The sequence below is a fragment of the Streptomyces sp. NPDC059917 genome, from assembly GCF_042730635.1.
GTDB lineage: Bacteria > Actinomycetota > Actinomycetes > Streptomycetales > Streptomycetaceae > Streptomyces.
Genome location: NZ_JBHWLC010000024.1, coordinates 48,687 through 62,012, shown reverse-complemented (window position 1 = coordinate 62,012; position 13,326 = coordinate 48,687). Strand labels below are relative to the sequence as shown.

10 protein-coding genes are annotated in these 13,326 nt (G+C 72.9%); 2 read left to right on the top strand and 8 right to left on the bottom strand.

The annotated features are described in order from the left end of the window. The first annotated feature begins 82 nt into the window (after positions 1–82). Together ACFWAR_RS16530 and ACFWAR_RS16525 are read left to right on the top strand one after the other, a co-directional pair. Complete coding sequence (locus ACFWAR_RS16530; protein WP_385777584.1) at positions 83–1,867, top strand: cation acetate symporter; 1,785 nt, start codon at positions 83–85, stop codon at positions 1,865–1,867. Beyond that, entirely contained in the window at positions 1,864–3,072 is a 1,209-nt protein-coding gene (locus tag ACFWAR_RS16525) for a sensor histidine kinase (RefSeq protein ID WP_385777582.1), read from the top strand. The genes ACFWAR_RS16530 and ACFWAR_RS16525 overlap by 4 nt, the downstream gene beginning before the upstream one ends. 83 nt (positions 3,073–3,155) lie before the next feature. Here the strand turns inward: ACFWAR_RS16525 and ACFWAR_RS16520 are convergent, their stop codons facing one another. The 8 genes from ACFWAR_RS16520 to ACFWAR_RS16485 form a co-directional block, all read right to left on the bottom strand. Continuing rightward, complete coding sequence (locus ACFWAR_RS16520) at positions 3,156–4,619, bottom strand: GuaB1 family IMP dehydrogenase-related protein (protein WP_385777687.1); 1,464 nt, start codon at positions 4,617–4,619, stop codon at positions 3,156–3,158. A 199-nt stretch (positions 4,620–4,818) separates the two neighbouring features. Continuing rightward, a complete protein-coding gene (locus ACFWAR_RS16515) occupies positions 4,819–6,099 on the bottom strand; it encodes an IS701 family transposase (RefSeq protein ID WP_385777580.1) in 1,281 nt (426 codons plus the stop codon). A gap of 72 nt (positions 6,100–6,171) precedes the next feature. Next, positions 6,172–6,816: a TMEM175 family protein gene (locus ACFWAR_RS16510; protein ID WP_385777578.1), complete on the bottom strand. Its 645-nt coding sequence runs from the start codon at positions 6,814–6,816 to the stop codon at positions 6,172–6,174. Positions 6,817–6,900: 84 nt separating this feature from the next. Beyond that, positions 6,901–7,242, bottom strand: a complete 342-nt coding sequence (locus ACFWAR_RS16505; RefSeq protein WP_385777576.1) for a nuclear transport factor 2 family protein — start codon at positions 7,240–7,242, stop codon at positions 6,901–6,903. Positions 7,243–7,285: 43 nt separating this feature from the next. After that, positions 7,286–8,761: an ATP-binding protein gene (locus ACFWAR_RS16500; RefSeq protein ID WP_385777574.1), complete on the bottom strand. Its 1,476-nt coding sequence runs from the start codon at positions 8,759–8,761 to the stop codon at positions 7,286–7,288. Then, a complete protein-coding gene (locus ACFWAR_RS16495; RefSeq protein ID WP_385777572.1) occupies positions 8,758–10,032 on the bottom strand; it encodes an MFS transporter in 1,275 nt (424 codons plus the stop codon). The genes ACFWAR_RS16500 and ACFWAR_RS16495 overlap by 4 nt, the downstream gene beginning before the upstream one ends. Positions 10,033–10,063: 31 nt before the next feature. Then, positions 10,064–10,915, bottom strand: a complete 852-nt coding sequence (locus ACFWAR_RS16490; protein ID WP_385777570.1) for an FAD binding domain-containing protein — start codon at positions 10,913–10,915, stop codon at positions 10,064–10,066. Next, entirely contained in the window at positions 10,912–13,323 is a 2,412-nt protein-coding gene (locus tag ACFWAR_RS16485) for a xanthine dehydrogenase family protein molybdopterin-binding subunit (protein WP_385777568.1), read from the bottom strand. Before ACFWAR_RS16485 ends, ACFWAR_RS16490 begins: the two co-directional genes overlap by 4 nt. Positions 13,324–13,326 lie beyond the last annotated feature (3 nt).

The following is a 13,326-nucleotide window of genomic DNA, read 5'->3' as shown; positions in this document are numbered from 1 at the left end:
GATCCGGCCTGTCGCCCGCGGCGGGGACGCGCCTAGAATCCGGTGACCGCAAACCGCCCCCCTTCCCCTCCGAGGCCGCACGGTGAACCAGACGTACGCGCTGAGCGCGGTCGCCGTCGTCGTCCTGGCCACGGTGCTGCTCGGCGGGCTCGGGCTGCGGATATCGCGCACCACCTCCGACTTCTACGTCGCCTCGCGCACCGTCGGCCCCCGGCTCAACGCGGCGGCCATCAGCGGGGAGTACCTCTCCGCCGCGTCCTTCCTCGGGATCGCCGGGCTGGTGCTGCTCCAGGGGCCGGAGATGCTCTGGTACCCGGTCGGGTACACGGCCGGGTACCTGGTGCTGCTGGTGCTCGTGGCCGCGCCGCTGCGCCGCTCGGGGGCGTACACGCTGCCCGACTTCGCCGAGGCGCGGCTGGAGTCGCGGGCGGTGCGCCGGATCGCGGTGGTCTTCGTCCTCGGCGTCGGCTGGCTGTACCTGCTGCCCCAGCTCCAGGGCGCGGGCCTGACCCTGCAGATCCTGACCGGCGCCCCGCGCTGGGCGGGCGGGCTCGTGGTGGCCGTCGTGGTCACGGTGGCCGTGGGCGCGGGCGGGATGCGCAGCATCACCTTCGTGCAGGCCTTCCAGTACTGGCTCAAGCTCACCGCGCTGCTGGTCCCGGCCTTCTTCCTGATCGCCGCCTGGGTCGGGGACGGCGCCCCGCGCGCGACCTTCGACGCCCCGGCGGTGCTCCGGGAGCACGCCTCGGTCACCCTGGGCCAGGAGGTGCGCATGACCCTGGACGCGCCGCTCGTCCTGAGCGTCACCGGCCGGATCGACGGCCGGACGTACACCGGGGACACCACCGCGCTGGGCGTCGGCGAGCACACCGTGGCGGCCCGCACCCGGCTGGACTTCGCGTCGGGCAGCACGCTGCCCGCGGCCCGCGCGGGCGACCGGCCGGCCGCCGCGTCCTGGTCCCAGCCGCTCTCGGGCAAGCGGGAGGAGTACCGGCTCTACGCGACGTACGGCCTCATCCTCGCCACCTTCCTCGGCACCATGGGGCTGCCGCACGTCGCGGTGCGCTTCTACACCAGCCCCGACGGGCGGGCCGCGCGGCGCACCACCCTGGTCGTGCTCGGGCTGGTCGGCACCTTCTACCTGCTGCCGCCGGTCTACGGGGCGCTGGGCCGGATCTACGCTCCCGAGCTCGCCTTCACCGGTGACACCGACGCGGCGGTCCTGGTGCTGCCCGCGCGGCTGGTCGGCGGGTTGCTCGGCGAGCTGCTGGGCGCGCTGCTCGCCGCGGGCGCCTTCGCCGCGTTCCTGTCCACCGCGTCCGGGCTGACGATGGCGGTGGCGGGGGTGCTGCACCAGGACGTGCTGCCGGCGCGGGGGCGCGGGGGCCCTGCGGCGCCGGGCGGCTTCCGCGGGGCCGCGGCCTTCCGGCTGTCGGTGCTGGTGGCGATGGCGGTGCCGCTGATCGGCGGGGTGCTGGCCTCGCACGTGCCGGTGGCGGACGCCGTGGGGCTCGCCTTCGCGGTGTCGGCCTCCTCCTTCTGCCCGCTGCTGGTGCTGGGGATCTGGTGGCCCCGGCTGACCCCGCCCGGTGCGGTGACCGGGCTGGTGGTCGGGGGCGGGGCCGCGCTCGGCGCGGTACTGGCGACCCGGGCGGGGCTGGCTCCCGCGGGCTGGCCGACCACCCTGCTGGCCTGGCCGGCCGCCTGGTCGGTGCCGCTCGGCTTCCTGACGATGGTGCTGGTGTCGTTGGCCACCCCGGGCCGGATACCGAAGGGGACGGCGGCCACCCTGGCCCGGCTGCACCTGCCCGAACAGCTGGTGCGCCGGGCCGAGGGCCGGCGCCCCGGCCCCGGGGACGCCCGGTGACGGGCGCGGCGCTCCTGGCGCCGACGGCGGCGGCCTGCGCGGTCCTGGCCGTGGGGTACGCGCTGGGCCGACTGCACGCGCGCCGGGCCGATCGCGGCGCTTCGGGTCTGGGCACTCCGGTGGAGCGGGCCACCTTCCACACCCTGCACACCGCCTCGCTGGCCGCTCCCCCGCTGCGCGCCGGGCTCACCGAGGACACCGCCCGCAAGGCGGCCCGGCGGCTGCGCTCGCTGCTCGGCACCGAGGCCCTGTGCCTGACCGACCGGGAGAAGGTGCTGGCCTGGGACGGTCCGGGGGCCGGTCACCACGGGCGGCGGGCGATGGAGCGGGCGGCGCAGCTGTGGGAGTCGGGGCGCGGCAGCAGCGGGTACACGGACTGCCGCGAGCCGGGCTGCGTCCTGAAGTGGGAGGTCGTCGCCCCCCTCACCGGGGAGGACGGGGTGCTGGGGGCGCTGGTGGCGTACGGGGCGCAGGAGTCGGCGGTGCTGGTGCGGGCCGCCACCGAGGTGGCCCGTTGGGTCTCCGTACAGCTGGAGCTCTCCGAACTGGACCGTTCGCGCACCCGGTTGATGGAGGCCGAGATCCGGGCGCTGCGCGCGCAGATCTCGCCGCACTTCATCTTCAACTCGCTGGCGGCGATCGCCTCCTTCGTCCGCACCGATCCGGAGCGGGCGCGCGAACTGCTCTTGGAGTTCGCCGACTTCACGCGCTACTCCTTCAGGCGCCACGGGGACTTCACCACGCTGGCGGACGAGTTGCGCTCCATCGAACAGTATCTGGCGCTGGCCGGGGCCCGGTTCGGGGACCGGTTGAAGGTGACCCTGCGGGTGGCACCCGAAGTCCTGCCGGTGGCGCTGCCGTTCCTGTGCCTGCAACCACTGGTCGAGAACGCGGTCAAGCACGGGCTGGAGGACTCCTCCGGGGAGTGCCGGATCACCATCACGGCCCGGGACGCGGGCCCGGAGGCGGTGCTGACCATCGAGGACAACGGGGTGGGGATGGACCCGGCGCTGCTGCGTCGGATCCTGGCCGGGGAGGCGACCGGCTGCGGGACGGGCATCGGGCTGCCGAACGTCGACCAGCGGATGCGGCAGGTGTTCGGGGACGACTACGGGCTGGTCTTCGAGACGGCCGTCGGCGAGGGCATGAAGATCACCGTGCGGATCCCCAAGTACCGGGCCGGGGTGCACAGCTCGGAGCGCTGAGACCCGGGCGGGAACGACCGCGACCCCCGGCCCGTCCTGGAACGGACGGGCCGGGGGCCGCGAGGCGGTGCGGGGGGGGGGGACTAGCTCCAGCTGGCGTGCAGCGGCTTGCCCTCGGCGTAACCGGCGGCGGACTGGATGCCCACGACGGCCTTCTCCTCGAACTCGGCGAGCGAGCCGGCACCGGCGTAGGTGCAGGAGGAGCGGACGCCCGCGATGATCGAGTCGATCAGGTCCTCGACGCCCGGGCGGGCCGGGTCGAGGAACATGCGGGAGGTGGAGATGCCCTCTTCGAAGAGCGCCTTGCGGGCGCGGTCGTAGGCGGACTCCTCGGAGGTGCGGTTGCGCACGGCGCGCGCGGAGGCCATGCCGAAGGACTCCTTGTACAGCCGGCCGTCGGCCGCCTGCTGGAGGTCGCCCGGGGACTCGTACGTACCGGCGAACCAGGAGCCGATCATCACGTTGGACGCACCGGCGGCCAGTGCCATGGCCACGTCGCGCGGGTGACGGACGCCGCCGTCGGCCCAGACGTGCTTGCCGTGCTTCTTCGCCTCGGCGGCGCACTCCATGACCGCGGAGAACTGCGGACGGCCCACGCCGGTCATCATGCGGGTGGTGCACATGGCGCCGGGGCCCACACCGACCTTGATGATGTCCGCGCCGGCCTCGATGAGGTCCTTGACGCCCTCGGCGGCGACGATGTTGCCCGCGACGATCGGGACCTGCGGGTCGAGCGCGCGCACGGTCTTGATCGCGTTGATCATCGACTCCTGGTGGCCGTGGGCCGTGTCGATGACGATGGTGTCGACGCCCGCGTCCAGCAGCTGCTTGGCCTTGACGGCGAAGTCGCCGTTGATGCCGACGGCGGCCGCGATGCGCAGCTTCCCGTCGGCGTCGGTGGCGGGGGTGTAGAGGGTGGCGCGCAGCGCGCCCTTGCGGGTCAGGATGCCGACGAGGCGGCCGTCCTTGTCCACGGCGGGGGCCAGCTTGCGGTGACCGGCGTCGAGCTGGTTGAAGGCCTCGCGGGGGTCGATGTCGGCGTCGATGAGCAGCAGCTCCTTCGACATGACCTCGGAGAGCTGGGTGAAGCGGTCCACACCGGACAGGTCGTGCTCGGTGACGACGCCGATCGGGCGGTTGTCGGCGTCGACGACGACGCCGGCGCCGTGCGCCCGCTTGGGGAGCAGGGACAGCGCGTCGGCGACGGTCTGCGTGGGGGCCAGCGTGATCGGGGTGTCGAGCACGTGGTGGCGGGTCTTCACCCACGAGATGACGTCGGTGACGACCTCGATCGGGATGTCCTGCGGGATGACGACGATGCCGCCGCGGCGGGCGACGGTCTCGGCCATCCGGCGGCCCGCGATCGCGGTCATGTTGGCGACCACGAGGGGAATGGTGGTGCCGGTCCCGTCGGGCGAGGAGAGGTCGACGGCCTGACGGGAGCCCACCGAGGAACGGCTGGGCACCATGAACACATCGTCGTACGTCAGGTCGTACGGCGGCTTCAGGTCATTGAGGAAACGCACGTGCTGAACATCCCAGTCGATCGGAGGGGCCGCCTGCCCTGACAGGGCAGCCGAGGAAACGCACGTACTTCATTCTCCCATGTCCTGGCGTTGGTGCAGCCCGGGGCGATCGTCCAGGACGTGGTGGGCCGATTGGTTCTTTCCTACGGGACCTTAGTCCCGGCAGGGGGGTACGGAAAGGACCCACGCGCGGAGCGCGGGGCCACGCGGTGGCCACCGGTCAGCGGATGAACTCGCGGCGGGTCGCCTGGCCGGGTATCAGGGGCCGGGGCGGCAGTACGGCGGGGGCGCCGCGGTGCTGACCGGGGGGCCTGGCCGGTCCGGGGTACGGATCGGAGGCGGCCCGGCCGCGCGCGCCCAGCAGGGTCGCGGCGTGGGCGACGCTGGCGAGGGTGGCGTGGTGGTGCCAGCCCCGGAAGGAACGGCCCTCGAAGTCCCGGATGCCGACGGGCTCGCAGATCCCGGCGAAGTCGAGGGAGACCCGGTCGGTGAGCTTGGCCAGCAGGAAGAGCTGGGCGAGCGGCCGGTCGCCGATGTTGGTGATCCAGAATTCCGAGGGCAGCAGGGCGGCCTCGGTCCAGGCCCCGACCAGCAGCAGCGGGGTGGGCGCCGGTGCGGCCCGGTCCTCCAGGGGCGTGCCGAGGACGGCCGCCGCGGTCAGCAGGGTGACCGCGCCCTCGCCGCGGCCGTGCCGGGTCCACTCGACGACCCGGCGCTGCGAGCGCAGCGAGTCGATCAGCTCGCGGGCGGGCGCGGTGTGCGGTCCGGGCTTGTGGCGGCCGGCGCCCCCGAAGGAGACCGGCAGCGATCCGTCGACCTTCAGAACGAAGGGGATGTCCTGGAGGGAGAAGGATTCGATGGTGTGCGCGATGTCGGTGTTGGCCACCTCCATCACCACCGGCCTGCGCTGCAACTGCCAACTGGCGGCCATCCGTTGGACGGCGAGCACGGCGTCCTGCGCGGGGGTGAGCGAGCGGGCCGTGTCCGGGATGCCGGCACGGCGGCGGTGCAGGAGTTCGCTGGTCCAGGGCCCGGGGAGGGTGAGGGTCCACTCGACGGGGAAGCTGGCCTCGCTGGAGGCGAGCCAGATGCCGCCCGCCTGCTGGCAGTTGGCGGTGCGACCGAGCTGGGGGACGAACTGGCGGCCCACTCCGACCGAGCGGTCGCCGGCCTTCTCGATGACCATGGGCTGCACCACCCAGGCCAGCGGGCGCTGGGCGGTGCGTTCGAGGTGCTGGGCGAGGGAGCGGCGTACCGGCGTCCAGTCCCAGGGTGACTTGCTGATGAACTGCTGGAGGCTCTGCTCCACGGAACTCGCGCCGGTTCCGGCGATATTCCGTATGGTCTTCTTTCCGCTGGTCCGCACGAGGCCGTTCAGATATACGCGGGCCCAGTTTCGCTGGTCCCGCCGGGGTAAGGACTCGAAGAACAGCGAGATCAGAACGTCGATCAATTCGGAGACATCCTTGGCGGATTCCTCCGGCAGGACTACGCGAGCCATCCGGGCCTCCCCCGCGACCAGCTAGATCCAATACCCTACTTGACCGGCACAACCGCCCGTAGGGCGCTGCGGCTACTTCATGAGGTCGCTGGTGCTTTCGAGCCGCTCTTCTTCTATCACGAGGGGGATGGGGATCTGGTTCGCCGCGTAGTAGAGCGCGATCAGGAAGTGGGCGACGAGAGTGAGGGGTGCGGAGAAGAAGGACAGGACCACGGTGCAGGGGTAGGCGATGGCTCCCAGCCCGAAGCGCATCCGGGTGGCGCGGGCGCCCTCCCGGTCCACGTGTTCGTGGAAGAGGTGGCCCACGCGCGTGACGTACCACCAGAAGCCGAGATAGGCGAGGGCGTAGACGACCGTCCACGCGCTGTAGAGGATGGCGGCCGCGTTGGCCGAATCCCCGTCGTCCAGGTGCTCCGCGAGCACGGAGGTGGTCCACGGGATCACCGAAACCACCATCAGCACCAGGAGATTGAGGAACAGGAGCGGCCTGTCCACCTTCTTGAGGTGAATGAAGATGGTGTGGTGGTTGACCCACATGACGCCGATGATGAGGAAACTCACCACGTATGCCGCGTAATGCGGCCACTGTTCCCACAAACCGTGCCAGAGGGCGGATCCGGTTTCCTCCGGAACCTTGATCTCCAGCACGAGAATCGTGATGACAATGGCGAACACGCCGTCACTGAACGCCTCGACGCGCCCGGTTTCCGATTCCATGACCTCCCCTTTGCCCCACTGCTCCGCGTGCCGGGGAGGGCGCTGCCCCCGCCCTCCCCGCACACGCTACCCAGATATCGGGAGTCAGCCGCCGAAGCCGGCGGTCTGGCGCCAGATCCGGCCATCGCGGACGACGAGCGTCCCGAACGCGTGCTCCGGTTCGCCGTTGAGGTTCATGATCGCCCGGTAGAAGATCGTGTCCTCCGTCTCCACGTACTCCTGGAGCTCGACCAGCGTGGGCTTCACCGAGAGGTAGCCGGTGAAGGTCTCCCGTACCGCGTCGATCCCCACCGAGGCTCCTTCGAATCGAAGGAGCACGGCGTCGTCGGTGTAGTTCCTCATCACCGCCTCGATGTCCAGCGCGGCCAGCGCGTCCATCTGCCGGACGAAGACCGGGTGCAGTGTGGCGATGTCGTAGGTGGCCATGTCGACTCCCTTTCAACTGGGGTGGGTGGTGCGCGGCGCGCGGTCAGGGTTCGTCGGAAGCGGACGGCGGGGGCGGGGCCGGGGCCAGCGGGAGGCGGACCACCATCCGCGTCTCACCCGGCCGGGACCGCGCCGTGATGGAGCCGCGGTGGCGCTGGGTGACGATGCGGTAGCTCAGGTGCAGCCCGAGCCCGGTGCCCTTGCCGACGTCCTTGGTGGTGTAGAAGGGCTCGAAGATCCGCGGCAGGGAGCTCTCGGGAATGCCGCGGCCCGTGTCGCGGACCTCCACCACCATGCACCCGCCCTCGGCGCGGGCACGCAGCGTGAGCACTCCGGAGCCCTCCATGGCCTCGGCCGCGTTGTCGACCAGATTCGTCCACACCTGGTTCAACTCGCTGGGATAGCCCGTCAGTTCGGGCAGATCGGGGTCGTAGGCGCGCACGATGCTGATCCCGGGGAGCTTGGACCTGAGCACGACCAGCGTGTTCTCCAGTCCGTCGGTCACCGCGAAGCGCTGCTCGGGCGCGCGGTCGAGATTGGCGTAATCACGGGTGGCCGATACCAGGTGGGAGATCCGTGGTCCGGCGGCGCGCAGCTCGGCCGCCAGCGCGCGGACCTCCAGCAGGGCCGCCAGGTGGTCGAGGGCCGCGGGCAGCGCCGGTTCGCCGATCCCCTCCAACCGTTCCAGCAGCCAGCCCAGCTCCAGCCCGAGGTCGGAGAGTCCGGCGCCGAGCGAGCCCGGCCGCTCCACCCCCGCCTCCTCGGCCCAGTCGCCGATCGCCTCCTCCGCGTCCGCCTGGGCCAGCGGGTCGGTGGTGGCCGGTGGCGGGAGCTTGTCCAGCTCGTCCGCGATCCGGTCCAGGACGGCCCGCTCGGCGCCGGTGGCGGCCGCTCCCCAGGACTGCGCGGTCCGGGTGAGCCCGTCCAGGGCGGGGGCCAGCTCCTGGGCGGCGCGGGCCACGGCCGCCGCCGGGTTGTTCAACTCGTGGGCCAGGCCCGCCGCGAGCGTGCCCAGTGCCTCCACGGTGGCCCGCTTGCGGGCCTGGATCTCGGAGGACTTGATCCGCCAGGCCAACACGGGCAGCAGGACCGCGGCCACCCCGTGGCAGCGGGTCAGCATGTCGAAGAAGACCGGCCGGGGGTAGGTGACGACGGTGGTGGCGGGGCCGCTGGCCGCCGCGGTGGCCACGTACGCCCCCTCGGTGAGCAGCGGCAGTTCGCCGGTGAACCGGTGGGCGGCGGCGGGCTTGCCGTCGTGTTCCTCGGCCGCGCCGCCCTCCTCCTCGGTGAAGTGCCGGGTGAGCACCTCCTCCCGGCCGTCGACGACCTTCGTGACGACCAGGCCGCCGGAGAGCAGCACGTGGAAGCCGGTGGCGTCCTCGCCGTCGCGGAAGAGCACCTCGCCGTCGGCGAGCGCGCGGGGCTCGGACACCGAGACCAGCCAGTCGAGTTGGTCCTGGGTGAGCGCGGCGAAGATCTCCAGTGCGCCCAGCGCCGTGCGCAGCTCGGACGGGTTCACGGCGTGCCCCCCTCGGCCCGGGTGCGGGCGGCCAGTCGCAGGGTCACCCACAGGGCCACCGCGCAGACGGCGGCGACGGCGGCCATGAAGCCGACCGAGGTGCGGTGCAGCCCGTGGATGTTGGTGAGGAACCCGGCGAGGACGGCCGGGACGCTCATGGCGAGGTAGGCGAACACGTAGACCGCGGCGGTCAGTTCACCCCGGTGCGCCGGCTCCGCGAGGGCGCTCAGGGCCCGGAAGGAGCCGAGGAAGGCGGCGCCCCAGCCGGCCCCGAGGACCGCGGTGCCGATCAGGAACACGGCGGCCGAGCGCACTCCCAGCGCGAGCAGGACCAGTGCCAGTCCGGCGAGCAGCGCGCACAGGCCGAGCACGGCGGTGCGCAGGGCCTCGGTCCGGCCGAGGAAGAGCTGGGCGGTGGTGGCGGCGCCCGCGAGGAGGGCCACGGTGGCGCCGCCGACGAGGTAGTTGGTGCTCTGGAGGAGCGAGAGCGCCAGGTGCGGTCCGAGCGAGAGGTAGAAGCCGCCGACCGACCAGACGGCGACGATGGTCAGGACGAGGACGGCGAAGCGGCGGCGGACCGGGGCGGGTACGCCGATCCGGTGCGGGCTCAGGGAGAAGCCGCGGCCCGGCCGGGCGGCGCCGGGGGCGCTCTCCCGCATCCGCACCACCCCGATCAGGGTGAGCGCGAAGGCGCCGATGAGCAGCAGGTAGCTGAGCGCGGTGGGCGCGGGCCCGTACTGCACGAGGAGTCCGGCCCCGAGCCCGCCCAGCCCGATCCCGACCGTCGGTCCGGCGCTGTTGACCTGGGCCCCGAGGGCGGGCCGGGAGCGCGGGGCCAGTTCGAGGAGTCCGGCGCCCATGGCCCCGGTGGCCAGTCCGACGGCGAGTCCCTGCACGGCGCGGGCGGCGAGCAGCCAGCCCGGTCCCCGCGCCCCCGCGAAGAGGGCCATGGAGACGATCGCGAGGACGAGTCCCGCGCCGAGCACGGGACGGCGCCCGAGCGTGTCGGAGAGGGAGCCGAAGAGCAGCAGGCCGCCGAGCACGGTGACGGCGTACAGGGCGAAGACCACCGTGATCATCGCGGCGGAGAGGTCCCACTTGTGCTGGTAGAGCACGTAGAGGGCGGAGGGCACGGAGGAGGAGAGCATCAGGAGCACGAGGACCGCGCCGATCACCCAGAAGCCGGAGCCTCTGGAGGGCGCGGCCGCCCCACCGGCAGGGTGCACCGTCACTCCCGTCGTCGTCTTGGGCAGGTGGGCCACTGCTCTCACTCCCCCGTGGTGCGTCGCTGCGCGGCCGCGCTCAGCCGAGTGCGGTCCATGCGGCCAGGGCCCTGGTCAGGGCCCGGGCCGTCAGTACTCCCGCGAGGTGGCCGAGGTACTCGGCCGAGGTGCCGCGCCCGGGGACGAACAGCTCCCGCGGCTGGGCCCGGAAGGCCGCCAGCACCTCCTGCGTCGGGTACGCCTCGCGGCCCCGCAGGAGCTCCTCGACCCCGTGCAGCCGCACCGCCCGGGCGGTGGCCCCGGTGACCGCGATCCGCGGCCCGTGGCGGGTGATCCGTACGGCGACCGCGCAGACCGGGTAGCGGGTGGCCCGGTCGGCGGTCTTCTCGAAGGCACCGGCCGCTCCCGCGGCGGGCACCAGCAGCGCGGTGATCAGCGTGTCGGGTGGCGGTCCGGTGGCCGTGAACTCCTCGGCGGTGCGGGTGGACCGGCCGCCGGGCGCGGCGAGCTCGACCAGCGCGTCGGCGGCGAGGGCGGCCACCGGGAGGTCGGTGGCCCGGCCGGGCGCGGCGAGGTTGCCGCCGACCGTGCCGAGGTTGCGGACCTGCGGGTCCCCGTTGGCGCGGGCGGCGGCGGCCAGCTCGGGGGCCTCGCTCAGCACGAGCGGGTCGGCGGCCAGTTCGGCGAGGGTGGTGAGGGCGCCGATCCGCAGCCCCGCGGGGGTGCGGACGGCGCCGCGCAGCCCTTCGAGCCGGGTGACGTCGACGAGCAGGCGGACCGGCCCGCCGCCGGGGACGGCCTCCCCGGTGCGCAGTCCCGGGAGCAGGCTCTGGCCACCGGCCAGGACGCGCGCTCCCGGGGTGCCCGCGAGGAGGGCCAGGGCCTCCTCGACGCCGTCGGGCCGGACGTAGTCGAACGCGGTGGGGATCACTGCTCCGCTCCTTCTCCGCGCAGGCGGCGCCAGACCTTCTCCGGGGTGAGGGGCATGTCGATGTGCCGGACGCCGAGGTCCGCGAGGGCGTCGACGACCGCGTTGACCACGGCGGCGGCGGGCGGCACGGTGGCGATCTCCCCGGCCCCCTTGGCTCCCAGCGGGTTGTGGGGGCTTGGGGTGCAGGTCTTGTCGAGGGCGAAGAAGGGGACGTCGGCGGCGCGGGGCAGGGCGTAGTCGCGCAGGTCCGCGGTGACCAGGACGCCCTGGTCGTCGTATTCGGCGGCTTCCATCAGGGCCTGGCCGAGGCCGTGCACGATGCTGCCCTCGATCTGGCCGAGGACCACCTTCGGGTTGCCGATGTTGCCTGCGTCGTCGACGGCGGTGTAGGCCACCACCTCGACCTCGCCGGTGAGTTCGTCCACCTCGACGACGGCGACGTGGCTGCCGAAGGGGTAGTTGAAGTCCGGCGGGTCGAAGTGGGTGGTCTCGTCGAGGGCGGGTTCGATGTCGGCGGGCAGTCCCCAGCCGTACCACAGGCCCATGGCGAGCTCGGCGAAGGTCTTCGCGTTCTCCTCGTTGCCCGTTTCGAAGACCTTGCCGTTCGCGTAGGCGGCCCGCTCCTCCGGGATGCCCAGGAAGACGGCTCCGGCGCGGACCAGCTTCCGCTTGATCTTGCGGGCGGTGAGGGCGACGGCGGGGGCGGCCATGCTGTAGGAGCGGCTGCCGTACGTGCCCTGGCCGTAGGGGGCCTTGAGGGTGTCGCCCTCGTAGACGTTGACGGTGTCCACGTCGATGCCCAACTCGTCCGCGGCGACCTGGGCGAAGACCGTGCCGTGGCTCTGGCCGGTGGAGGCGGAGCCGACGGTGACGCTGACCTCGCCGGTCGGGTGGACCCGGATGTTGGCGCTCTCCCAGGTCCCGCCGAGCATGCCCTCCTGGGACATCCGGGTGGAGGGGCCGACCCCGCAGATCGCGACGTAGGTGGCGAGGCCGACGCCGAGGCGCTTGCCGCGGGTGCGGGCCTCGGCCCTGCGGGCGGGCACGTCGGCGTATCCGGAGAGCTCCAGGGCCCGATCGAAGTTCTCCCGGTAGTTCCCCGAGTCGTAGGTCCAGCCGAGGCCGTTGTCGTAGGGGAAGCGGTCGGCGGGGACGAGGTTGCGGCGCCGGACGGCGGCCGGGTCCATGCCGATCTCCCCCGCGTACCGGTCCACGAGGCGTTCCATCAGGAAGGCGGCCTCGGCCCGGCCGCTGCCGCGCTGGGCGCCCAGCGGGACGGTGTTGGTGAAGGCGGCGTACACCTCGCAGAACGCGGCGTCGATGGCGTACATGCCGGTGATCGAGCGCCCCATCAGCGCGGTGGCCACCCCGGGTCCGATGGTGGAGGGGTAGGCGCCGAGGTTGGCGTAGCTGGTGCAGCGCACGGCCGTGATCCGGCCGTCGCGGGTCCCGGCCAGGGTGACGTGCTGGCGGTGGTCGCGGCCCTGGACCGTGGAGTTCATCAGGCCGGTGCGGGTGTCGACCCACTTCACGGGGCGGCCGAGGGCCTTGGCGAGGACGAGGACGAGGGCCATGTCGGGGTAGAGGTACCCCTTGGTGCCGAAGCTGCCGCCGACGGTCGGGGCGATCACCCGGAGCTTGTTGAAGGGGATGCCGAGGACCAGCGCGGAGAGCAGGAAGCGGTGGTTGTGCGGGCCCTGGGTGGAGGAGTAGAGGGTGTACTCGCCGGTGGCCCGGTCGTAGGCGCCGATCGCGCCGCGCGGCTCGATGGGGCTGTTGATGGTGCGCTGGTTGACCAGGTCCAGCTCCACGGTGACCTCGGCGTCGGCGATGGCCGCGTCCGTACGCTCCTGGTCCCCGCAGGTCCAGTACGCGTTGAGGTTGCCGGGGACGGCTTCGTGGAGCTGCGGCGCGTCGTCGGCGAGGGCGGCGTCGGCCCGGGTGACCACGGGCAGCGGCTCGTACTCCACGCTGATGGCGGCGAGCGCGGCCACGGCCTGGCGCTCGGTCTCGGCGACGACCACGGCGATCGGGTCGCCGACGTGGCGCACGGCGTCGCCGGTGAGCACCGGGCGGGCGCCCGGAAGTCCGTACGGGTGGGGCGGGAAGTGGCTCTCGACCCCGCCGGGTATCCAGATGCAGGGCAGCGGCATCAGCTCCGTGAAGTCGGCCGCCGTGGCCACCTTCAGGACGCCGGGCATCTGCCGCGCGGCCTTGGTGTCGATCCCGAGGATCTTCGCGTGCGCCACCTCGCTGCCGAGGATCGCCATGTGGGCGGTCCCGGGCAGGTCGATGTCGGCGACGTACACGGCCTCGCCGCGCAGCAGGCGCGGGTCCTCGCGGCTGTCGATCGGCTGCCCGAGCAGCCCCGGTGCGTGGAGTCCGGTCTCCCCCGTCACGGTGGTCATGGT